General features: G+C 59.7%; 24 protein-coding genes and 1 tRNA gene. 4 read left to right on the top strand and 21 right to left on the bottom strand.

Features of this window, described 5'->3' with window-relative positions:
• Positions 1–93: 93 nt before the first annotated feature.
• Positions 94–1,131, bottom strand: a complete 1,038-nt coding sequence (locus M2320_RS17295; protein ID WP_264598353.1) for a polysaccharide deacetylase family protein — start codon at positions 1,129–1,131, stop codon at positions 94–96.
• Between the two features lie 54 nt (positions 1,132–1,185).
• Between M2320_RS17295 and M2320_RS17290 the strand changes: the two genes are divergently transcribed.
• A complete protein-coding gene (locus tag M2320_RS17290) occupies positions 1,186–2,298 on the top strand; it encodes a GNAT family N-acetyltransferase (protein ID WP_264598352.1) in 1,113 nt (370 codons plus the stop codon).
• A 38-nt stretch (positions 2,299–2,336) separates the two neighbouring features.
• Positions 2,337–2,412: transfer RNA gene (locus M2320_RS17285), tRNA-Lys, on the top strand.
• A gap of 198 nt (positions 2,413–2,610) precedes the next feature.
• Here the strand turns inward: M2320_RS17285 and M2320_RS17280 are convergent.
• Complete coding sequence (locus M2320_RS17280; protein ID WP_264598351.1) at positions 2,611–2,859, bottom strand: hypothetical protein; 249 nt, start codon at positions 2,857–2,859, stop codon at positions 2,611–2,613.
• 398 nt (positions 2,860–3,257) lie between these two features.
• Positions 3,258–3,707, bottom strand: coding sequence for a hypothetical protein (locus M2320_RS17275; protein ID WP_264598350.1), 450 nt, complete (start codon positions 3,705–3,707; stop codon positions 3,258–3,260).
• Between the two features lie 420 nt (positions 3,708–4,127).
• On the opposite strand from M2320_RS17275, the gene M2320_RS17270 reads away from it, so the two are divergent.
• The gene (locus M2320_RS17270; RefSeq protein ID WP_264598349.1) at positions 4,128–4,316 is read left to right on the top strand and encodes a hypothetical protein; all 189 of its coding nucleotides are present in this window, start codon (positions 4,128–4,130) and stop codon (positions 4,314–4,316) included.
• Positions 4,317–4,526: 210 nt separating this feature from the next.
• Here M2320_RS17270 and M2320_RS17265 read toward each other — a convergent pair whose 3' ends face one another.
• From M2320_RS17265 to M2320_RS17180, 18 genes are all read right to left on the bottom strand, one after another.
• A complete protein-coding gene (locus tag M2320_RS17265) occupies positions 4,527–5,156 on the bottom strand; it encodes a hypothetical protein (RefSeq protein WP_264598348.1) in 630 nt (209 codons plus the stop codon).
• 61 nt (positions 5,157–5,217) lie between these two features.
• Positions 5,218–5,475: a hypothetical protein gene (locus M2320_RS17260; RefSeq protein ID WP_264598347.1), complete on the bottom strand. Its 258-nt coding sequence runs from the start codon at positions 5,473–5,475 to the stop codon at positions 5,218–5,220.
• Positions 5,475–7,490 carry a hypothetical protein gene (locus tag M2320_RS17255; RefSeq protein WP_264598346.1) on the bottom strand — a complete coding sequence of 672 codons (2,016 nt, stop codon included), beginning with the start codon at positions 7,488–7,490 and terminating at the stop codon, positions 5,475–5,477. Before M2320_RS17255 ends, M2320_RS17260 begins: the two co-directional genes overlap by 1 nt.
• A complete protein-coding gene (locus M2320_RS17250) occupies positions 7,487–8,956 on the bottom strand; it encodes a DNA-packaging protein (RefSeq protein ID WP_264598345.1) in 1,470 nt (489 codons plus the stop codon). Before M2320_RS17250 ends, M2320_RS17255 begins: the two co-directional genes overlap by 4 nt.
• Positions 8,937–9,569 carry a hypothetical protein gene (locus tag M2320_RS17245; RefSeq protein WP_264598344.1) on the bottom strand — a complete coding sequence of 211 codons (633 nt, stop codon included), beginning with the start codon at positions 9,567–9,569 and terminating at the stop codon, positions 8,937–8,939. Before M2320_RS17245 ends, M2320_RS17250 begins: the two co-directional genes overlap by 20 nt.
• An 89-nt stretch (positions 9,570–9,658) precedes the next feature.
• Entirely contained in the window at positions 9,659–9,958 is a 300-nt protein-coding gene (locus M2320_RS17240; protein ID WP_264598343.1) for a hypothetical protein, read from the bottom strand.
• Positions 9,955–10,662: a hypothetical protein gene (locus M2320_RS17235; RefSeq protein WP_264598342.1), complete on the bottom strand. Its 708-nt coding sequence runs from the start codon at positions 10,660–10,662 to the stop codon at positions 9,955–9,957. The genes M2320_RS17240 and M2320_RS17235 overlap by 4 nt, the downstream gene beginning before the upstream one ends.
• Before the next feature lies 1 nt (position 10,663).
• Complete coding sequence (locus M2320_RS17230; protein WP_264598341.1) at positions 10,664–11,092, bottom strand: hypothetical protein; 429 nt, start codon at positions 11,090–11,092, stop codon at positions 10,664–10,666.
• Positions 11,089–11,889: a hypothetical protein gene (locus M2320_RS17225; protein WP_264598340.1), complete on the bottom strand. Its 801-nt coding sequence runs from the start codon at positions 11,887–11,889 to the stop codon at positions 11,089–11,091. The genes M2320_RS17230 and M2320_RS17225 overlap by 4 nt, the downstream gene beginning before the upstream one ends.
• A 388-nt stretch (positions 11,890–12,277) precedes the next feature.
• Entirely contained in the window at positions 12,278–13,318 is a 1,041-nt protein-coding gene (locus tag M2320_RS17220) for a helicase RepA family protein (RefSeq protein ID WP_264598339.1), read from the bottom strand.
• Between the two features lie 5 nt (positions 13,319–13,323).
• Entirely contained in the window at positions 13,324–13,572 is a 249-nt protein-coding gene (locus M2320_RS17215; RefSeq protein WP_264598338.1) for a hypothetical protein, read from the bottom strand.
• Entirely contained in the window at positions 13,569–14,255 is a 687-nt protein-coding gene (locus M2320_RS17210) for a hypothetical protein (RefSeq protein WP_264598337.1), read from the bottom strand. The genes M2320_RS17215 and M2320_RS17210 overlap by 4 nt, the downstream gene beginning before the upstream one ends.
• On the bottom strand, positions 14,252–14,482 hold the full coding sequence (locus M2320_RS17205) for a hypothetical protein (protein WP_264598336.1): 231 nt from the start codon (positions 14,480–14,482) through the stop codon (positions 14,252–14,254). Before M2320_RS17205 ends, M2320_RS17210 begins: the two co-directional genes overlap by 4 nt.
• Positions 14,483–14,616: 134 nt before the next feature.
• A complete protein-coding gene (locus tag M2320_RS17200) occupies positions 14,617–14,823 on the bottom strand; it encodes a helix-turn-helix transcriptional regulator (protein WP_264598335.1) in 207 nt (68 codons plus the stop codon).
• 1 nt (position 14,824) lies between these two features.
• Entirely contained in the window at positions 14,825–15,010 is a 186-nt protein-coding gene (locus tag M2320_RS17195) for a helix-turn-helix domain-containing protein (RefSeq protein WP_264598334.1), read from the bottom strand.
• Positions 15,011–15,415: 405 nt separating this feature from the next.
• Positions 15,416–16,795 carry a site-specific integrase gene (locus M2320_RS17190; protein ID WP_264598333.1) on the bottom strand — a complete coding sequence of 460 codons (1,380 nt, stop codon included), beginning with the start codon at positions 16,793–16,795 and terminating at the stop codon, positions 15,416–15,418.
• A gap of 765 nt (positions 16,796–17,560) precedes the next feature.
• Positions 17,561–19,306, bottom strand: coding sequence for a phosphate ABC transporter substrate-binding/OmpA family protein (locus M2320_RS17185; RefSeq protein ID WP_264598332.1), 1,746 nt, complete (start codon positions 19,304–19,306; stop codon positions 17,561–17,563).
• A complete protein-coding gene (locus tag M2320_RS17180; protein ID WP_264598331.1) occupies positions 19,303–22,314 on the bottom strand; it encodes a tubulin-like doman-containing protein in 3,012 nt (1,003 codons plus the stop codon). Before M2320_RS17180 ends, M2320_RS17185 begins: the two co-directional genes overlap by 4 nt.
• A gap of 483 nt (positions 22,315–22,797) precedes the next feature.
• Here M2320_RS17180 and M2320_RS17175 point away from each other — a divergent pair.
• A partial coding sequence (locus M2320_RS17175; RefSeq protein WP_425540722.1) for a transposase occupies positions 22,798–22,941 on the top strand: 144 nt, incomplete at its 3' end.

Here is a 22,941-nt window from a genome sequence, read left to right as displayed (position 1 = left end):
CGGGGTCTCCTTGTCGGCGCGTCGCGGGCGAGTTTGCCCCGGCGACGCCGTCAAGTCTCTGTCGAAATCGCGGGTATGCGCAATGCGGTCCGTTCAGGCCGCATTGACCCGCCGCCCGCGATTCCAAAGCAGGAAGGGCGCGCCGGACAAAAGGATATCGAGCGAATCGATGTCCTGCCACAATCCGTTCACGGAGACCCGGGGCAGCGCGTGCAGATGCGCGGCATGTTCGGGAAAAATCATGCCGGGACGTGTGGTGACGGCGCTGGCGAAGCCGAGTTTTTCCGCGAGCGCGAATTCGCTCGGTCCGGCGGAACTTGGGTCGCCGACCGGATAGGCGAAATGCGGGCACGAGCGGCCGAGTTCGCGCTCCAAAACCTCGCGGCTACAAGCCATTTCGGCGCGAGCCTGGTCTTCGGCGATTTGCCGCAGGCGCGGATGGGTCATGGAATGCGCGCCGAAGCCGGCGAGTTCGGATGTTGCGAGTCGCCTGAGCCCGTCCCAGTCCAGACAGAGCCGATCGACCAAGTCCGCAGGGTCCACGCCGGCGCGGTCGCGCAGCACAGCCACCCCGTCCAGGAGCGCTTGTTCGCCCTGCGCGCGCAAAAACCAGTAGATTTTTTCGAAAGCGGCGGATTTTTCCCGCGCGTCGCGCGTGAGAAAAATTTGGCGTCCCAGCTCGATGGAGTCCAGGCGGCGCACCGCCTCCTCCAGCTCCACCCACCACAGCCGGGCGGTGCGCGAGGCGAGGCCGGGGGCGATATAGGCCATGAAGGGGGCGCGATGGCGCTCCAGCACCGGCAGGGCGTGCTCGGCGAGATCACGAAACCCATCGTCGAAGGTCAGGACGGCGAACCGCGCGCCTTCGCCTGACACCAGCCGCCGCAAGGCCTCGTCCAGCGTCACGATGTCGAGGCCGCTGGCGCGCAGGCGAGTGAGCGCGGCGTCGAGAAACCCGGGCGTGATCTCCAGCAGCGCGTTGGGCGCGAATTCTTTGTCATCCGCCGGCCGCACCCGGTGAAAGGTGAGGATCACGCCGCGCCCGCGCAAACCGTCGCCGGCGAGGCGGTGCAGACCGGCGCGGCGAAACAGCGCAAAGCCGGCCGCGACCATTTGGCGTTTGAGACTCATGACGTGATCTTAGCAAGGGCGTGTTGACCCTTTGTTGCTAGAGCTGCGCTCGCCATGAAAAACCGGAGCCAAAAATTCGACAGCGTCGAGGTGTTTCGCGACCCGCGCGACGCGCTGGACTGCTGGCGGGTTCTGTCGCCGGAGCGCTGCGGTTCGTTCTATCAATCCGAAGCCTTTCTGCTGAGCTGGCTCGAGGTTTTTGGCGCCGCGGTCGAGCCCTTCTTCATCGTGGCGCGGTCGGCGGGCGTTCCGGTCGCGCTGCTGCCGCTTGGGGTGCGGCGGGTCGGTCCGCTGCGGGTGGCGGAATTTTGGGGGGGCAAGCACGCCAATTACAATCTCGGCTTGTTCCGCGACCCCGACGCCTTTGCCGCCGAAGATGTCGCCGCGCTGCTGCGGGCCGGCGGGCGCACGCCGGGCGGGCCGCATCTCTATCGGCTTGTCGCTTTGCCGCGAAGCTGGAACGGGGTCGAAAACCCGCTGACGCGGCTGCCGAATCGGCCCGGCGCAAGCCCGGCCTATTGCACGGCGCTGGCGGGGGACGGCGAGGTGTTCCTCGCGCAAAAACTCTCCGCGGACACGCGCAAAAAATTGCGCAAGAAGGAAAAGCGGCTCACAGATCGGGGCGCGCTGAGCTATTTTCGCGCGCCCCCGGAGCAGGCCGACGCCGTGCTTGACGTCTATTTCGCGCACAAGCGGCGCAATTATGCGGCGGGGAGCGCGGCGGAGACCGCGTTTTATCGGCGACTGGCGGGGCAGGGGCTGGAACTGCATGTGCTGGCGCTGGACGAGCGCCCGATCGCGATTCTGGGGGTGGGGCTGAACGGCGCGCGCTTGCAGGGTCTGTTCATCGCCTACGATCCCGATCCCGAGATCGCGAAATCGAGTCCGGGCGACCTGCTGCTGACGCGAGTCCTTCGCGATGCTCGCGCGCGGGGGCTGACATGCTTCGACCTGGGGCTCGGCGAAGCGCGCTACAAGGCGATGTTTTGCGGCGAGCGGGAGGCGATGGCGGATGTCGTGTTCGCCGCGACGTGGCTGGGCGCTCTGACGGCGCCGGTGTTTTGGGCGCAATTGCAGGCGAAGGCGGCGATCAAGAGCAATGCGAGGGTCTGGGGCGCTGTGCAGCGCCTGCGCCGCGCGGTGTCGCGGGCGCGGAATTTGGCTTGACCACCCGCGCCAAGCCCTGTAACTCCCGCAGACCCTTTGAGCGCGTAGCTCAGCCGGTAGAGCATCTGACTTTTAATCAGAGGGTCCTGGGTTCGAGTCCCAGCGCGCTCACCAATAAATTCAAAGGGTTATAACGAAAAACCCCGGCTCAATGCCGGGGTTTTTGCTTTTGGGGCAACGAATAGGGCAACGCTGGCGGACTTTCGTTGCCCTCGGCGTGCGCAAAAAAACGCCCGCGACTGGTTTTCACCGTGCGGGGCTCTTGCAGACCGGAAATCAATTTGTCCGGTGTGGCTGCGGGCCGTTGCTGCATCAAGCCCGACGCTTAAGGCGCTGCGCTCTGGCTTCAGCCCTCATTGCGATCTCGTCCTGCAAATAGCGCTCGTGGTCCTCCAATATCTCCAACGTTCCGAGAAAGGCTTCCAGGGTTCGCTCCGCCGCGTCGGTGGGCACCTCCCACTCGCGAAGCCTTTTGATGACTATGAATTGGTCCTCGACCATCTGTCTGGTTCTTGCCAGTTGCAGGATCGTGCTTTGCATCGCGTGCTCGATTTCATCCATGAAATGCACCGTGCTGATGGTTGCTGACTTCAGCCCGTGTACAAGTCGCCCTCCCGGGCGCTGACGTGTTCGCTGGGCAAAGATTTCGAATCGCTCGCCAGGGTTTTCGGCTAGCGGGCGCTTTCTGCATGCCGGAAAGGATTGCTGTCCCGGCGGACGCCTTCCAGGCAAAGGTTGCGCTAACAGTCCATCGCGCGCCGAGGCCGAAGCGCCGGGAAGGTCGTTAACCACTTTGCGCCGGGCCAACGCGGAACAAATTCCAGAGTTCCAAATGCGCCCATCCGTGAAAGCCGCAATCTGTCACAACGAAAAGGCCCAGCGCCAAAGCGCCAGGCCAGTCACTCGTCCTACGCAACTAGCGAAAATGCCGCAGGCAGATTGTTACAGAGCCTAGAAACCTATTCGCCGAGTTGGTCTTTGACCTGTTCCCACACCGACTGCGCTCCTTTGACAAAGCCTGCTTGGAAGTGTTCGTCGGGCACCTCGCTCATTCCGGCGGCGCGCGCCCACCAATCGACCTCGTAGTCCTCTTCAAGGACTTCACAAATTTTGATCAAGCCCTGTTTCAGCGGGTAGTTCTTGCCGACAGCTTTCAGTTCAAGGAATTCGGCCTTGTTTTCGGCCCACTCGCGGCCTGCCTCGGCACCTGCCGCAATCCGATCATCGATCTGTCGTTTCTTCGAAGCTTGCAGGCGTTCGACCACTGCGCTCATGTTTGACTCCTCAATTTTTGGATAGAGCCGGAGCGAGCGTTCAAAAGATTCCTGCGCCAAAGCTGACCAATTAAGTTCAACCTTGTCCATTTTGCTTTTGAGCTCGTCCGGCACGTATATGCTCATACGCGCCATGGCAATTGTCCTTGTGTGCACAAGAAAGACCATATGCGCATACGGGGTGCGCGTCAAGCAATATACGCATAATTTACGCGGAGGCATTCTTATGCGTATGTCTCGGGTCGTTGCCGGATTTGAAACCGCCGGCGTCGAGTTCAGAGAATGGCGGTCGGGCAGGTGTGAGGTTGATAGTGCTACGGTGCGGAACTAGGTCGAATTTTTCTGACGAATACACCCAAGGACACAAAGTGTGCACGCCTAGTCCGGCGGCACATGTGTGCAATGATTAATAAAAGATCATAAGTACTTAAGTTCGATTTTCTCGCGTGTTGCAATGACCTATTTCAGGGGGGCTAGGGCCGAAGCAGGCGTGCAAGAACGATGGAAAACATCGCATCGTTATACGCTTAAGCCCGCGCCAGGGGAGAACGCTCAATGGATGCTGATGCGCGCGATAAGTACATCGATCTTGTTGAAATTAATTTGCTCTACGCCAGAGCTGAGATGCTGGCCGGGATTTCTGACGCAGCGGCTTTATTGAGGTCCTTTGAGCACATAGAGCGCGCCCTCAAAGACATCCGCAACCACAAACGCGCGACAGGCAAAAGAGCGAAGGCGGCCTGATCACCTAGAGCGGCGCCACGCGCGCGGCGGCGCACTCAACCGTGCGCTTGTCTTTTCCGGTGGCGTCGGCAGTCGCACCAGCAAACGACAAATTGTCGCATGCTGCGCCCTGTCGCGCATTGCCGCCGGCGACATGCTGCTTCGTCTCCGGGTGCAACAGTTCGTAAATCTCTCTCCTGCGCGAGATAGCCAGTGCTTCTTGCGCAGGCGTTAGGTTCTCCCAGCCGCCGCGCGGACCCGCTCTGAGTTGGCGATTTCCTCGCCGATCTTACGGCTCAGACTCTTCTGGGCCTTTTCGGCGGCGGTCCTGAGGATTTGGCTTCCATTGCCGCAGGCGAACCCGGCAGGGCCTTGCGCTGATCCGTGAGCCTCCAGCGTCTTGCCGAATAACCTCCCGCTGTGGCCGTCAACGGCGACCGATGCCGCAATGGTCACATCGGCGGAAATGGAGGCCGCGAACATTCCGGGTGTGGCTTTCAGGTGCCCTTCGATGGACTCGCCGCGCACAACGATGATTCCTCTCGCGCTCTTTGAGGGGCTGGATTGCTCGGCCGGCTCGGATTGTTCGACCAAGTTGGCCAGTGTCGAATTGACGGAGCCTGCGAACCCTTGAGTAAAATCGAGGGGGTATTCGTGCGCGGAACATAGCTCGGTTTCCGGCTTTACGACCGCGTTCAACGCGCCTGCGTCTGCCACGATTTGCCAGCGGCCCGGCAGTTTCGATCCGAACGAGGTCACGGTGTCATAGGCCGGAGTCGACGCTACTTTGGCTTCGTAGGCGCAACTGGAGAGAGAAATAGCGGAAATAACGGCGGCAAGAAATTGAATGCTTCTAAACATGGGAAGCTCCGAAACGCGAGAATGTTGCGCGTTTCTGATCAAGCTTCAAGTTTATCTCCACTCACTCAGTATTTGGCGCAATCCCGCCGTCGATCACAGTGAAGACCGGCGTTTTCTTTCCACCGGCCTTTTCGCGGTCGTATTCCTCCAACATGTTGGCGAAGCCGTGGATGAGTCCGGAACTCACCGAGCCGTCCGGCGCAGCGTTGCCGCGCAGCTGATTGGCGAATTCGGTCCCGGTCATGGCGCCGGAGTCGACCAGCGCACGGGCCAGCAAGGCGGCGATCGTCAGGAACGCCAGTTCTCCTTCGGTCATCATCAGGTGCGCCCCGTCGAGCGCGACAAACCATAATTGTTCTGCAGCGCGCGCGCGATGCCGCCGTTATTGCTGAGGTCATTGTGAATGATGCCGCGCACCGCGATTTCGAGCTGGGCCTGTCCGTTGCTCCCGCGGGTCTGTCGCGTTTCGATATGCGCCCCGGCGTGGTTGTTCACGACCACGTTCATCGCGCCGCCACCACCACCGGCGCCATTTGGGAAGATCATGCCGCCACCATTGGGCATGAAGAGTTCGGGACCGTTCTCGCCGACCATGTACGCGCGGCCTCCGGTCACGGGGCCGCCTGCTGCGCGCCCAGGGAGGTCCTTGAGCCAAGACGAAAACGGGTTCATGGCGCCGCCGAGCAATCCACCCGAGCCGGGCTCACCGCCGAGGAAGCCGAACATACCTTTGCCCGTCAGCGCACCTTTGAGGGCAGCGCTTGTCATTTGCTGAACAAAGTTTCGGACGACTTCTTGTGCGTCTCGGCCTTTGACGATGATCTGGTCCATCGCGTCGGCGATGCTGTCCGACAGTCCCTCCGAGAAGTTTCTCATCTGATCCATGCTGTCTTTAAGCCGCTGGGTCGATTCAGCCAGCCCCTCGATCTGCTTCTTCTGCTCCTCTGTCACTTTGAGTCCGTCGCGCTCAGCTGCCGCCGTGGCCTGCGCAAGCGAAACGGCCTTCGCGCGCTCCACATTCGACAGGCCCCAAGTTGCATATTCTGCCTTCACCGTTTCGTTGGCCTTCTTGAGGCTATCGATGTAGCGTTCAACGGCTTCCTTCGCGTCCTTGGCCGATTTAGCGGCGCCACCGCCCTTGTCGCTGGGGATGGTGGTTTTGCGACCCCTGCCGCCGTCGACATTGATGTCAGGCAGGGCGGTAGGCTGTTCACCGCCCGATCCCTGTTCAGCCGCGGCGCCGCCTCCGGAATAATAATTCCAAATCTTGCGGCCTGCGCCGTACATGACGCCACCAACGCCCGGAATCGGCACATTGCCGAGGCCGGGAATCGGGTTGGTGATCAGGTCTTTGACGCCAGACGCGGTTGTGAGGAAACGTGAAGCAGGAATGGCGTCGCGCAATCTGTCGAATGCCTTGAGGACATCCATCACCGAGCTTTTCCACGCCGATGTGAAATCATCCGCGGCCGATTTCCATGCACGGGTAAACTCTCCCGCACGCGCCACCATCGCATCATCGATGGCGCTGCCCGCCTTCCTCGCTTCCTCTGCAAGCTGCCTGATCTTCTCCGAGCCCTGCTCGAAGAATGAAAGCATGCCCTCGCCGGAGCCGATCGCGCTCAACAGGACGAGTTTGTCTTGTTCGGTCTTGGCGTTCTTGATCATGTTCGCATAATCCGCCATGAGCGACATGGTCGGGCGTAACTGACCTTGGTTGTCCTTGAGCGCGACACCGTTGGCGGCCAGGATTTTGCTGAATTCATTTTCATCACGGCTGGCGTCGTTCGCCGCCTTGGAGATGCCTTTCAGCGCCGTCGCCATGTCATCACGCGTACCGCCAGAGACAACCGCCGCGCGCTGTAGGTTCTGTAACTGTGCGAGCGAGACGCCCGCCAGTTTTGCCGTCTGTTCGAGCTTTCCGATTTCTTCAATTGAATCTCGTGACATCAACACCATGGCGCCCATGGCGGCGCCCGCGGCGGTGGCGCCCAACATCGCAGTGCCGAGCACCTTCACCGCAAGGTTCGCGCGAGCAAGAGACGTCACCAACGTGGTTCCGATGATCCGCGATGTCTCCACCATCTGGCCGGACCAAGGTCCATAATTCCACGCCACGTCAGCGACGACCTGACCATGAGCGCGAATCTTTGCCGTGGTCTGTTCAGATGCCCGTCCGAATTCTAGAAATGCCCGCGTGGCCTCCGCCATTCGGGAGCGCATTTCATCGGCCGTGGCCTTGATGTTGTTCTTGGCTTCAGCCAGCTTGCTCTTCAAGTCGCCGACGTCAGCTTTGAACTGGAAGCTGATGGCCCCAACGGTTGCGTCGGTCATGATTGATCCTCTTGTGTGAATCCAGCCGCCAGCAGCGGCGCCGCGTCTGCCGCCGTGACCATGATTTTCCGATCTTCAGGGATGTTCAGGGATTCGCCCGAGAGCGTGAGCACTGTCGAAACGCCCTCCGGCGCCACGAGGCGAACGAGGGTTTGCGCCTGGCCTTCGATGACTTTGCCGGGTCGACCATTCGTTTCGACCTGGAGCCTGTAGAACTCGATTATTGCGTCGCCCGTGGTGCTGAGCATGAGCTCAGTCAGCGCGTAGACGCAGGCGTCGAGCCGGTCCGGCGATTTTGATGCGCCCGGCTGGAATGTCGTCATTTGGTCTTCGAGCTTTGAAAATGCGCCGGCGATTTTGACGCGGCGTTGCTCGAACAGAGCGCTTACCGGCTCCGCACGGGTGTATTTGCCGCGCGAGGCATGCACGCCCTTGTAGGCGACATTGGCGTCCACCACCTCGACGGTCGCGCGCACGAGCTCTCCGCCCTGATTGGTCTCGGCGACGATCCGGTCCGCGCGGTGCTTGTGGTAGGCGGCAACGGCCTCGCGTGCCCATTCTGTCGGAGAATAGCGCCCGCTGCGATCCTCCAGCACATAACCCACGCCATCAACGCCGAGGCCAGCTACGATGATCCCTGTCTCATCGGCGTCCTCACCGCTCGTCACGGCCGGATCGATCGCCACAACGATGCGGCGCATTTCGGGAACATCTTCGCGCCGGACGCGCGCCTCTTCAATCATGGCCAGCGACCACAAGGCGCCGGGCACGTCGGTCAATAACTCGCCCTCGAGCTCCTGACGCCCAAGTCTTGTTCCGCCGTACTGATTTTCAACGGTCGCCAGAAACGACGTCGCCAAATTCGCCGCGTTGTCGCGAGTTGATGCGCGAGTTATCACGACATCGCGGCCCTCTCGTGCGATCAGGTCTCGCAGCAGCTTCGTCGGTCTTGGCGTGGTGGTGACCAGGGCACGCGGGCGGGCGCCAAGCCGTAAACCAAACTGCGCCATGTCCCAGGTCATTTGCGCATCAGTCCACGCTGCCAGTTCGTCAGCCCACAGAGCATCGTGTTGCGGGCCGCGCAAGCGCTGGCCTTCCTCGGCGCTGTAGGTCGTCGCTATCGCCCCGTTCGGCCAAGTCAGACGACGTTTGGAAGGCTCGTAAACCGGACGATTCCAATCAGGCGCACAAGCGAGAATTCCCGACTCGCCCTCAATCATCACGTCCCGGACGTCCGCGCTGGTCGGTCCGATTAGCCCCAGGCGCCTCCGGCCGGCGGAAACCTGTTCCAAAATCCACTCGGAGCCAGCCCGAGTTTTCCCCGCCCCGCGCCCGGCGCAAATGAGCCAGATCGTCCAATCGCCGTCCGGCTCGATCTGATGCGGAAGCGCCCGCGCGCGCCAAGAGGTTTCCAGCGCGTCGGCAAATTGGCCGAAGATTGAAAGGTCATTCTGCGGCGAGGGCATCGGTGGCCTCGGTTTTCTTGGCTTCAATCATCGGCGCGGCGCGTCCCTCAAATTGCCGCAGCCCGGTGATGACGGCCGCGCGCGCCTCTGGGAACGGTGCGAGTTCGCGAATAATGACGGCTTGTAATTCCGCCACGGCCGGATTGCTCAAAACTGCGATGTTGTTGGTCACGCTGACGCCGCCTGGCGCAAGTTGCCGAATTTCGCCCGTCAACTTGCCGATCTCGCGAAGCACCTCCAGCAGGCGGCCCGCGATAACGCCCTGGCCTGATCTGTCGCCGGCGTCACAAGCGGCGTCGAACGACCGGAACAGTCGCGCCCGCATGTGATCAAAGCTGTCGAGCAAGCCCATGCTCTTTTCATGTGCTTGTTCCGCTAACTGTTCGGCCTTCACGTCCGGGCCGCAAATCAATTCGCTCTTGCGCTCAGGTGGAACGTGCTTTTGCCAGTGGCGCCAAACCTGATCGCGGCTCAGATCGAATTTCCTCGCAATGCTTTCGCAGCTAGCGCCGCCAGCACGCAACAGTTCGATCCTGGCGCGATCTGGGTGCATACAGACGGCGCAGGCTGGCCCAGGCTTCCAGTTCCGGGGACGTTTTTGACGCTCTGCCATGGTCCTTCTCGGTTATTGCAGCGCGGCGCCTCAACCCGATAGGAGGCACCGCCGCTCTTCGCGCGTTGGATGGGCGCGCGGAATAGAAATCACACCGCGGTGCCGGTGGCCGGATTGCGCCAGGTCGCGCCATCGAAGACGATCAGCGCGTTCAAGGTGGTGTCAAAAAAATGCACGCCAGGAGCGGCCGGATATGGGCCGAGCGCGCCCGCAGGTCGCGATGAAGTCGGGCCGCTCGGAGCGATCCAAACCCAGCCGTTGGCGGATAGTTCGGCGGCGTCGAAATCAACAACGTCGATCGCGACGCCGGGTGCGCCGGTGTAGATGCGGCCGCAGAAAGTTCGCGATTGATATCTCACGTCGGTCGGGGGCAGCATGCGAATGTTCACTGAAATCCTCCAATCTTCCTCGGACGGGCAAAGGCTTTCCTGATCTCCGCCAGCGCGTTGGCGCTAGCTATGTCCTCACGCAGAACGTCCGCGACCCTGTTGATCTCGGCTTTCGCTAGCGCCTTTTCATAGGACGTCCTGGCGGCGTCGAATTTCGCCATCGCCTGGTCGACCGCAAATTGCCGATGCGGCGGCAGTTCCGCAGACTTGAATTTTCGGACCTCCGCGACGCCCGCTTTGACCACCTCAAACACCGCAGTCGGAATGGCGGGACAATCAACGATGCTGACCTCGATCGGCCGCGCCGTGTATCGGACCAAATCGGGATTTTCAGGGTCTTGCCAGCGTTTGACGTAGGAGCCGCCGATTGAAAATCCGGTGTAAACGCCGGTGCGGATTTTTTCCCATTCCTCGCTATCGATGATCCGCGCGACACCGTTGATCGCCCGGGCCGCATCGTCGAACTCGATCTTTTCGAGTTTGCCCGCGGCGATCTTGTTGTGCATCGAACGCACGTTGCCAGCGCTCTTGCCGCCGGTTGCCTTGAAAATCGAACTCGACCAATCGCGGAAGAATGGCTTGGACGAGTTGTAATCCATGATTTCGCCCGACTTGTCGGGCACTTCCGCCGCCAGTTGGCCAATCACGAGACGTTGGTCCTCATCAACTTTTCGCAATTGCGCGAAGACGCTGAATTCCTGCATTTCAGTATCTCCCGAAGCGAGCGCGGGACTCGGTATCCCAATGGACTGCGGAGGCGCAGGACGGGCTTTGATTGGGTTCGGCGGGGATCGTCGGCGCGCCGCGGCGAAGGGTCTTTTCGAGGCCGGCGATGTCGCCACGGTGGCGGAATTTCAAATCAGCCAGTTCGCGCTCGAGAGCCGCGATGCGTTCTTCATCACGCGCCGCGCCGGCGGCTTTGGCGTAATCGGGGTGGAACCATCGCGGTTCGGCGGCATCGAGTTCAAAGGCTTTTTCAATCTCATCCAGCGCCGCATGGCCCGCAACGCGGAAGGCTTCAATGGCGTCGAGGCGTTCTTGCAGATTGATGGTGGTGCTTTTGCTGAGCCGGCAAAGGTCAGCAGACGCGGTTTTCATCGCGTCGAGGAAGGGTTTCACTTCGGGGCGGATCATCGCGCCGCCTCCAAAAACTCCTTGATCCTGGCGGCGCTGGCGGCGGTCGACGCTTCGACATCGCCGTTGAAGGGGATTCCAATTTGGTCGATCTGCGGCACTTCGAGTTTCTCAAGCCGCTGCATCAAATGGAGATCAAGCGTCTCGCTCTTGCCTTCCTGGCGCATCGCGGCGCAGCGATCGTACATGGCCCGTCGCATGCCCAGGAGGTCCGCGCCTTTGAGCCGGGCCTCGTCATAGGCCTTCTTCGTGGCGTCCACGGCCACCTCGTAATCGTCGATCAGCCGATTGAAGATCGCCAGATCAAGCTTTTCGGAAAGCTGGCGCCCCTTCTGGTGAAGCTCTGCATGCTGAATCTCAAGATCGGAAAGTGCACGTTCCGCGCCGGCGGCCTTCATTTGCGAGGCCAGCAAGCGTTCCTGCGCATCACGGCGCGCTTCAAATTCTGGCTGAGGCGCTGGTCCGTTGCAGGCATTAAGCGCCCATTGGCGAGCGGCTTCGATCTCGCGCGCACCAATCTCGCCGATTTCAGCGATGACGGCGTTTTCGTCGGCCACAAGTTTTTCGAGACGAGGGCGTTCGGCCTCAAGCCGGCGGAATTCAGCATTCGTCGCAGCGAGCGCGGTGGTGGCGGCGGCGACCGCGGCGTCGAGAGAATCATCGATGGCGTCAGGCGTCGGCGGGTCGGTTTCAACGAGGGCGAGGGCGGACATTTTTGGAAGCTCCAATGCTTGCGAAAATACTTCGCGCGTTGCCCGTATGTTGCCCAATAAATGCTGTTCCGCCAATAGCAACATAAAATAACGTTATATAACAATTACATAAATATTCAGGAGCACATTATCATGTATCACGTGCTTTCGGGCTTTTGCCGCCATTGAATCGCGAACCGGGCCGCATCGCGGCGCAAGAGAGCGGGGCGGGGCGCGTGTTTCTTGGCTAGAATTCTGCCGAGTGAAACTCGTTCGGTCTTATCGTTCTGGCCATCGTTCACCCTTTCCCTCCTAAGGGAGGGGAAAGGGGGTGAACGCTGAACGATTTGGCTTTTGTTCAGGCTGGCGTTCATGGGTGAACGCTTTGAAAATCAGAGTATTGCGGGTTGTCCGTTCAGGGCTTTCGTTCTGCCTGAACGCCTGAACGTTTTGGCCTGATCGTTCAGGGTGACCTGAACGCTTTTGCTGGGCCTCATTCGACGGCTTTTTGTCCCTTGTCGGTCACCCGCCATTTGCCCAGGATGTCCTCAACGAGTTTTTCCCTCTTGAGGGTTTGCAGCCTGCCATTGACGTTGCTCTTCGCCTTGCCGATGGCGGCGCCCCAATCTCGCTGTGATCCTGTCGGGTTGGCGATCATGGCGCGCAGCAAAGCGATGTTGACGTTGATGTCGGCTTGCTCCCGATCCTCGCTTGCCTCCTCAGTGACGGGTCTGCAAATCGGCAACGAGATTTCGCGGCCCTTGGAATCCAGAGCGTCGGGGCTGCTGGCGATGTCCAGGCGGAAATGTGCCGGTTTGAAATCCAGCCCGCGAATTTTGCCTTGCCAATGCAGAGTGGCGATGCCGCCCTTAGAGGTGAGGCAGAGGTTTCCATCGACCTCGTTCAGGATGGCCCCGGCGCCGTAAGGAATGAGATTGTCATCGCTGGCGTTCTTGACGGGGTGAGCCGCGACGATGACAGAGGGCTTGCCGGGGATATGCGACAGGGGGCGCAACCGCCGCATGAATTCGCCGCCGGCGACGTTGTCACTGGCGTCGGCGCCGTCGAAAAACGCCGCGAGTGTATCGATAATGACGAGCGCAAAGGGTTGAATGTCGGCCAGCCACTTCATGCGCTTGACCAATTCTTCCGGCTTAACGCGATAGTCGAGAATAACAAGGTCGTCGGCGAGTTCGTCCAGGTCGATGTGGAGATGATATGCCGAAACCATAATCCTCATGCGGAGATCGTCGGGGTTTTCGGCGGCGATATAGGCGACGCGCCCACGCTCGACATCCTTGTTCAGAATATCTGGCCGTCCTGTAGCGACTGCCAGGGCAGTTGAAATCAGCAGCGCCGTCTTGCCGCTGCCGGTTTTGGCGGTGAGCGTGTAAAGGCTCGAAGAGCGGATGATTGGCTCTATGGCGTAGGACAGCGGCTCATAGGCGGCGCAGAAATCTCGCGCCGATTTGAAGGATGCGATGCGTTCCGGCGGCTGTGCCGGACTTTGGGCAGGCGTCAGCGGCCGGTGCATTGCTGTCACTCGCTCGCCTCCGGCTCTGGGGTGTGGCCGCCCTGCTTCATCGCCTCGCGAATCGGGCTATATGCCCGTACAGCGCGGCGCATGGCGTCGACGGCGTGGGTCAAATCCCAGATGGCTCCGGGATCATCGGCAATCTGAAGATGCGCGACGGTCATCTCGCAGTAATGGACACACAGCGCTAGGCAATCCGCCGCGGCTTCACGGGCCTGCCTGTCGAGATCAGCTTGCGTGAGCTGCTGGTTCATAAGGCCGCCCTCGCAAATTCTGCCTTGCGGCGGTGATTGAATACCCTCGTGGTCCATCCATTGAATTTGCGAATGGCTTCTGGTGTCATGCCAAGCCGGTCGAATTTCACGGCCTGGCGCAGGTCGGCAGCGCGCTCGCGTTCGTCAGCGGTGATGTCCATGCCGAGGAACCAGTCGAGCCACTGGAGAATGAGCGCGATGCGATCCTTCTGTCCCAGCAACGCTTCCCAGGTCGGCCCGCGGTCGCCCTTCCCTTCGCATCGCGCTCGCAAAATCTTGTTTTTCTCTAGCGTTTCTGCGCGCTTGGCGGCTTGTTCAGCCTTGCGCTTGGCTGCTTCCTCGGCCTCGGCTTCGGCGCGGCGGCGCGCCTCTTCCTCCGCCGCCGCACGTGCCGCGGCGCGTTCAGCGGCGGCACGTTCAGCTGCATCCATTCTTTCTTCTGTTGCTTTAGCTGCGCGCTGGGCTGCTGCAGGATCGGTCCAGTGGAATTCATGGAACGTGAAGCCGCTGCCGCCGTTCTCAATTCTCGCCGCTAGGTCGTGAACATCGAGGTTGGCGCCGGCGAGCGTCGACCTGATCGCGCGCACTGTCGCCAACAACTCCGCATCGTTGTCGCTCAGCAGCATCGGCAGGATTTTTGCTAACCGCTTTGCCGTGGGCGCGGGGATGGCTCTTGCGCTCATTGAGGCCTCCCCGTTCTGTCGAAAACAGGGATGCGGTCGCGCAGCGCGATTTCTTCGGCTTCCCGCAGCGCGTCTTGGCGGAATTCTCCCGTCCAGATGATCGCCTCGGAACCGTCATTCAGGTGAAGGACAATCGCGAAGAATTCACCGCCTGACGGGTCGGCGGTGTCACAATAGCCGCCTTCAATGATCAGATATTCGCGAGGGATTGCGATGATGCTGCTCATGACCGCGCACCCAATTCTTGAATTTGGGAGGCGGTATGGCTATTCTCCGAAGTGTTAGCCGTCGCCAAACTGCTCAACATTTCCGGAGCCCCGCGCCCAGCCCGCGCGGGGTTTCTCATGCCGAAGGCCATGGCTCAGGCCGCCTCCACCGAGCCGGCACCGCGCATCGCAGCTCGTTGTTTCAGCCAGGCTTCAATCTCACTTTCAATCCACCCAACCGAACGCTCGGATAACTTGATGCCGCGCGGAAAATTTTGATGGGCGATCCACCGCGACAAGGTCACGCGATTGCCAACGATGCCCCGTGCTTTCAGATCGGAAAATCGGAGGATTTTCATCATGTCAGACTCCCTGCGCGAGAATGCGGTGGACCTCTTCCGAAGGAACGCGACGCCGCTTTCCGACCTGAATCGTTTGAATTTTCCCCTCGCGAATGAGGACGCCGACCTTCGAGGGCGAGATGGCCAGCATGCGCGCTAGATCGGCGGGCGTCACAAAAAGTGGGGCGGGAGAGGCTTGGGTGTTCATCCTGGGGACTCCAAAAAAAAGCCCACCGCTGTAGCGGCAGGCTTGGGGGGAGGGGGGTGACCGGGAAAACGACGCAAAAAAACCCGCTAGGCTCGCGCCTGCGGGGTGTCCTTATTGTTCGCGTCCGAGTTTTAGTCTGTAGAAAGCAAAAAGCTGCATAAAACGCAGCTTCTGCATGTTTGGCGTTTTAGACGTCCTGGGGTCGACTGTCAATTTGCCGATTTTTTCGCCCTTACACATTTTAATCGATTTAGTCAACTCACTTAAAGCCGCCATTTAGCCGTTTCAGTCGTTCCGCTTTAAGGTGTGTTGCTTTGTTGTATTTATCTAGAATAAGGGGTGTCGATTCCGTATTTCTGTTAGCAATGCTAATATTGTATGTGTAAGGCATTTTTTAAAAAATTATTATTGAGCTATCGCTTCGAAGAGAGTGACCACGTTGCTGGGAGGTTCCGGGCTAACAATCGCCAGAAGCCGCGCCTCCCATAGCTTCAACGCGTGCCGCTTTTCGTCCCGGTAGGCGTGAAGATCATAAATTTTGTGCAGGCCCGGTTTGGCGTGGGCGATAACGAGTTCGGCGACCAAGTTGGGAATCGGGAGCGCTGACAGTCCGGTCCGCATCGTCCTCCGCAAATCGTGAAAGCGCCAGTCCGGCATTTCCTCGGCTCCGGAGGTCTGGCGATGCTGCGCAATCGCGCCGTCGAGGCGCGTCTTCGCCTTAGAAAATCCGCTGATCGGCCGTTTGCCGCCGGTGGTCGAAAAAACAAAATCGCCGGCGTCGCCGCGGGGCAGGGACCTCAGGATTTCAATTGCCATTGGGGGCAACGGGACTTCATGAGCGGCGCCGCCTTTCATTCGATCGGCAGGAATGATCCAGATTCCCGCATCTAGGTCGAATTCGCGCCAGCGCGCTTCTGCAACTTCACGGAGGCGCTGGCCGGTCAACAACAGCAGGCGCACGAACGGAGCAAATGGATACCCGATAGGGCCCGGTGCCTCGTTGCTCCAATCCGTGACCGCCCACAGCGCGCGAACCTCCTCCGGGTCCAAAGTGCGATCGCGAATCGTCGGCTTGCCGATAAGGTCCTTCACGGCGATCTTGTCGCACGGTGACGATTCGAGACCATAGATTTCCTGAGCAACCGCCCAATTGAAGAGCTTGCGGACGTATGCCAAGACCAAGCGCGCCTGCGCCGGTCGACCCTTCTTAATCGCGCGGATGCGCTCGATTACATCCCGGCGTGAAATCGAAGTGACCGGCCTTCTTCCCCAGCCCTCGAATGCCGGCTCGTCATCGGTTTTCACCTTCGCGTTGATCAGTTCACGGCGGATGGTCGCTGTTACCTCGTCTCCGGATCGCAGCCCCGACACATGCTCAGTAATGAAGGCCTCGGCGACGATCGAGAAACTGTTCTCCTTTGCGCGTTCGATAGCGCGCAGTTCGGCTTGCCGTCGCTCGGTGGGGTCAATTCCGGCTTTCATGTCTTCGATTGCCGCACGCGCTTTGTCGCGGGCCTCAGCCAACGTCATCATTGGCTTGTCACCGACAAGGCGCCATTCGCCAACAACGCGGCGAACTGGATTTCCGGCTCGGCCGATGCGCCTCATCACGATGAACGAGACTTGGCTCGCTCTTCCCTTGTCGTCAGTGGCGTCGGTGACGCGGACACCGAAATTCGGAAGACCGGCGTCCCAGATATCGAGACGCTGACCTTTCGGGGCAGGGCGGAGCGCTCGCAGGAAGCGGTCAGTCAAATTGACTTTCTGAGCGGAGGCGTTTTTCATCGGGGCAACACCAGGGCAACAAAGGAGGGGTGTTAATGTGTCTTTTCTTGTGTTGCATTATGTACCATGAAAAGCGCTGTAATCATAGGGTTTGTAAGGCTTTCGTCGAAAAAATGTTGCCCCGTGTTATCTTGTGAAAGATGCTATCACGTAACTTTTAATCAGAGGGTCCTAGGTTCGAGTCCCAGCGCGCTCACCACATTTCTCTAGGGACTCCGGCTGGTCCCTGAAGCGGGAGCTTCCCAAAATTCGGAAATGGGCAGCACCTGAGAAGCACCGTTGAGAAAAAAGTGGCTCGGCGTTCGTTCGTCATGCTTCGGTTCGACCTCTCGACCGCCTGCGAAACCCGCCCACGCGCCCCGACAGCCGCGCCAAGGCCCAGCCACGCCGCTCCGTCGCACGCCCTGCTTGACCTCTCGACCGTCCATCAGCATGAGGGGCGACCGGCGCTCTCCCTCCGCCGAATCGCTGGCGGGGTCCACTCCGTCGTCCAGCGCCGCGTGCGAGTGCTGCAAGCCGGGACTGCTTGAAAGGATTCTTTTCGGCCACCCCACCCCTGGCCGCCGGATAGAGTGGCGACAACCGGCTCATTCCCGACCTTCCCGACGATGTCCGGGAATGACTCGTCTCGACCCGATACGTCATTGGCGATGGCGGCGACAAAGACAGTAATGCCCGAAAATGCGGCCGGTCACTCCATGCGTTTTGACTACAGATGACGCCTTCGCCTCGCAGATCAGGGTTCTAGCCAGCACCAGCTTCCGCTCATCGGTACACAAAAACATCGACGCGACGATTGTGTTCGAAATCTTCGCCCAGATCATCTCGGATAGGCAGTTCGTCGCAGAGGCCTCGCGACTTGATATTGCTGAAGCCCAAGTTGACGAACTCGTCCGAGACGGATTCCGCACGTTTTTGGGATAGAGCGCATTTGTTGGGGCGCGTGCCCCGGCTGTCGGCAAACCCCACGAGCACGACTTGCGACGACGGCATGCGGCGAAGGATTTCGGCAACGCGTAGCACATTCGCCCGCGCCAGTTTGTCTAGCTTTGACGACGCCGTATCGAAAGTGAAGCTCGACGAAATTTCTCCGGCGCGAGCGCGCAATCGGCAAAATTCTTCGCGGTCGCCCTTCCACTGGTCGCTCAGCTCGCAATTGACCGTTTCGCGCGGAGGCCAATAAATTTCGGGCTTCAATGGCGTGGTGTCTCGCGAGTTGGCGTTCTTCTGACCGTCGCCGAGCGCGTATTTTACGAATTCAAGCGAATCCGCGCTGCTCAGACGTGACGTATAAAGATAAAGCCGCCGCGCAAGCGGATAACTTTCCTTTTGCACCGTGAAACGAGTGGGTTCGACTGGGGTCAGCCTGCCGTCGCCGATGGCAACCGCCTTGGCGGGCTTCACATAGCCCATGCCAACGAAACCGATGCCTTGCGCATCGCTGGACACGTCGCGCGACAAATCGGCATTGTCATCATAGCCTTGAGGCTTGGCGCCGAATAGGGGCGACATCGACACGCCGCTCCCGAGCACCATTTCGTCGAAGGTCTTTCTTGTGCCTGATGCCTTGTCTCGCGCGTACAGATGAATGGCGCCGGGCGTCCCGCCGACCTCGCGCCAGTCCTTAATCTGACCGACAAAGATCGCCCTGATCTGCGCCTTGCTCAATGCGGAAACGGGGTTGGCCGGGCTTGTGACGATGGCGATTCCATCCAACCCGACGATGTTTTCCGAATCGCCGCCTCGTTGAACGCCGACAGCAGCGAGCGTCTCCAATTGCGCGTCCGTGACCTGCGCCGACGCCATCCAGATGTCGGCGTCGCCTTGAGCCAGGGCCGTCACCCCGGTGCCCGTGCCGTGCGCCTTGATTTCGACCCCGACGGGCGCTCCGTTCAACCGGCCGCTGACGACAAACTCGGGAATGGCGCGACCCGATTCATCCGCGCACTGTTGCTTGGTTATGTTCGAAACGCTCTTGGAAGCAAGCCAGGCTTCCGCGAGATTGGGCGCGAGTTCGCCGCCAACGGTATTCGATCCGCTCAAGCGCACCAGATAGGAGGACAGACGAACGCATTGCGCGCCAGGTACGGCGGGCGTCGCCACTATGTTTCCAGACGAACGATTCTTGTCTTCGGACAAATTTTGAGACGATTGGGGTGTTTGCACGGAGGAACCAGGCGGTTGTTGCGCATCCTGACCGGATCCGATGATCTTTTGGCCGGCTCCGACGATGGCTCCACCTATAGCAACGCCATTATTGAAAGTGTCTGCGGTGGCGGAAACCCAGCGCCAAGCGCCAAAGCCGCCGAGGCTCAGGAGCGCGACGACCACCGTAACAGGAACGGCGGCGGGAATTCCGCGTTTCGGGCCACTGACAATCATCAACGGTGAACCGCATTCCGAACAGCGAGCGTCGGGACCCGCCATTTCCTGCGGCGTTCCGGCCTTCGCTAGGGAACACATGTCGGGGATGTTCGTGCAGCGACCGCTGAGAGCCGATTTGTCATTCATACCGTTTCCTCCCTTCGCAGCACGGCCATCGCCTTCTTTCGCGCATCGCGCCATTCGGCGACGGCGGGATCGGTGATGTCGCCGCCGCGTCGCTCCGCCATTTGCCCTTCGACAGCGCTCATCGCTGTCAGCGCGCCTTGGCGATCCTCATTCGACAGACACTTGCCGTCGCGCAACGCACGCTCTACTTCGCCCTGAAGTGCGATAATCTGGCTTTCGTCGAGCGTTTGCGAGATATCGATGAGGTCGCTTCCTAGCGGGAGAGGTTCGATCATTCCATCGCGATCGAGCGTGTTGAGAACTTGGGAAACTTTTCCCGTCGCCGCGTTACGGACTTCGACGATCGAACCAGCCGCTTTCGCCAGGAGCAGCAGAGTGCGCGCCTTTTTCCAAAGCGCTTGGCCGCCAGGAACGAAAAGCTCTGGAAGCTGCGCGCCGTCGCCTTCGGAATGAATTTCGAGCGAAGCGCGCGCGCCGCTTTCGGCGAGGCGTTTCTCATATTCCTGCCGGAGCGAACCGACCAGGCGAACGAACCGCAACGGAAACAGATTGACCAGACTGACGAGCGAAATTTCGGAATTGCGCCCCTTCGTCGGCAGAATATTGACCGTTCCCGCCTTTGCACCCTTGAACGCGGTTTGCAGCTTGGTCACATAGTCGAGCTGGTTCGCCGGCATGGGCATCATCACGGCGAAACTTTCCTTGGCGCGCTGCTCGTTCACCCGGCCGAGAAAGTTCCGGTCGCGCTCGGTATTGTCGAAAACGACAAAGCGGGTGGCGCTATTAGCGAGGCGAGTGGCCTGACGCGCCAGAGCTTCAGGGGCTTCGCCCCACTCCTGTTGCAGTTTTTCGATGATCGAAACGCCGATGACCTTTTCATTACGATCTTCGATCAGCCGTTGATGCGTGTCGTCAACGTTGATCGTGCAAGTCTTGACGATCGTGTTTGAAATTTCGGCACCGGAAAGGCGTAGAGACAGCGTGCCGAAATTCGGTTGATAGCCGAGCGCGGCAATGATCGCCGAACGGACGGCGGCCGTCTGGCCGCGCTGTTCGTCCTTGTCCAGAACGAGTTTGCGTCGAACCGTCTCGACGATGTTTGGATCGCCGACCAGAGCAACGTAACTCGGCTCCTCATCCTTTCCTTTTTCCTTGGGCCGTCGCGCCTTGGCGATCCGACGGGCCTCCTCCGCCTCCTTGCCGATCTTGGCTTCTGCGGCGGCGATGCGACGGCGCAATTCATCCAGGGACGCGCGCAGACCCGGATTCAGAGTCTTGGCGAAGCGCTCGGCTTCCGCACGCGTGCGAACGACGCTCTGCTCGCGCAACGCAAGCCCCATGCGTTGGATCAGTCGCGGCCTCTTCCCCATCAGGTCGCCAGGCAGCCAATGTCCCCATTCATTCTCGATTTCCATTATAAGACGCTGCTGTTCCTGCGCCTTTGCGTTCTGCTTTTGGATAAATTCGTCGTAAGTCGCCGCCCGCGCCTCGAGATCGCCGATCAGCGCTTCGACGATGCGACCGCATTCCGACAAAGCCTTTTCGCCCTCGCGCCAGTTTTGGAAAAGACTGGCTTCGACGCGTTTAACGATTTCTGCGACCAAGCCAGGGAGGTCGCGCGCATTAACCTCGAAGAATTTCGCGACGCCATGCTGCCGGAACTGTTCGTTCCAGGCACCCTGGAACATGGTTTTCAGGGAGTTGAGCCATTGCATCTTGTCCGGTCCCTGCTGGACCAGCGCAATGAAATGGGTTTCGAAAACCTCCCATTCCTTAGCGAAGCCTTGCCAGCGCTTGGAATCCGGCGTTTCGACGATCGCCCGCTCAAGTCGCAGATATTCGTCCGAAAGCCTCCATTCGTCGCTTTGCTTGGGGTCCGCGACAAAAGCGGAATCGAGGGCGGGCCGAGCCGTTTCCAGAAATCCGTGACCGTCGTCCCAATGATTATGCAGAAGTTGGAGGTACGCTTGGTTGGCGTAATCGTAAGCGAGGCTTTCGCGGATAGCTTCTTCGGGAAAAGCGAGGCGCCTCAATCCGAAACCGAGGAATCGGAGAGACCTTTGGCCGACGTGTTGCCCCGGAGCTGCTTCCGGCGTGGCGTCGCCGTTCTCGCTGTTTTCAAAACGTTGCAGATCGTCCCATCCGACTTGGTCTGCGACGACGATCTTATGAAAGATAAAATCGGCGAGGATTTCCAAAATGTCTTGGTGTCCATCGTCAAGGCGGGCGCGAAATCCTTGATCGTTAAGATCGCTGAAGACGTAACAGCCGTTGAACCAAATGTTGTGCCTTTTCCCTTCGGCACCAGTATAGATATCGAAGGGCGTCCAAGCGCCTGCCGACAAAGCATTCAACTCCAAAAGCGCCGCATAGGCGTTCGCAAAATAGTTACGTCCCTTCCACTTTGGCGGCGGATTCATGTCAGGAAGATACGCATAAGCCATGATCCGATGACTTGCCGCATCGGGATACATGCGACGAATTTGCGCAATGGCGTCGATGATTGCACCGGAGCCAGTCCCTCCCGCAAGCCCACAGAAAATGTGAATTGTGGTGGCGTTGCTGGACGTCTTGTTCTGCAAGTCGGCAACGAGCGTTTGGACTTGATTGCAGAAGCGTTCAACTGACATCGTGAAAAGAAAACGACCAAGGCGGCGCATCTGGCCGCCGGCGGAATCGACATTCAACCCGTTAAGAATCGCGCCCCACGCCTCACGGTCGCCAAGCCAGGGTCTAAGCCGGGAGTAGCCTTGCAGGTCACGAACAACGGTACGCAGATCAGCCTGCTCGATCGGCAATCGGCTCCGCTCGGGCAGGACGAGCGATTTGCCCAGCACCGTCCACCTCGGATCGTCGTCACGGAACGATTTCGGGTCTGAGTCGACGAACAGGTAGTCTACAGCGAGCTTTTGATCACCGGAGGCGCGTTCGTAGAGATAAAGCGACTTGCGCAGATGCCGCAGAACAGAGCCGCCCGTGCCGCCAAGACCAACAAACAAATGGTTCATCATCGCCTCCGCAATGGATAACCATTCGTAAATTTATGTGACGGTTTTTTTACAAATCGACTGTTGAGATCAGAACATTATCACTAATCAAATGCGACTGTATGCCGCATTGTAATCCCCGCTGCCTCGACCGAACCAACCATGGTACGGCGCATAGAACATTTGTACGAAGTTCAGTGTCCGTTCGATGCTGGAGACCTCTTCGTCCCCGTCCTGCCTTATCCTTCAGGAAAATACCGCTTTCCGCCCAGCGCCGTCATCGGCCGCCGCTTTGGCAAACTTCCGCTCTCCGCCGGGAAGAGCCGAGCCCCTTGAGCACTGCTGAGATACGGCAACAGTCAAGCCGGTAGGAGCGCCATCGGCTCGAAGGCAGAGCTGGCGTCGTTTGTTTAGACAGCGCCCCGCGGAAATTAGGCTCCGGACCCATAAATCGCTTGGCCTGAAGGGCGGGTTATGATTCAGGGCTTCCGAAAGGAAGCGGGCATGAATCGAGATCAGTTCTGGCTCACGGACGAGCAGTTTTCGAAGATCCAACCTCATCTTCCGACCGACACGCGCGGCAAGGAGCGGGTTGATGATCTCCGCGTGATCAGCGGTATCGTGCATGTGCTGAAATCTGGCGGGCGC

The sequence above is a fragment of the Rhodoblastus acidophilus genome (assembly GCF_025961575.1).
GTDB lineage: Bacteria > Pseudomonadota > Alphaproteobacteria > Rhizobiales > Beijerinckiaceae > Rhodoblastus > Rhodoblastus acidophilus_C.
The sequence above is the reverse complement of the archived record's forward strand: the minus strand, read 5'-3'. Positions and strand labels throughout refer to the sequence as shown.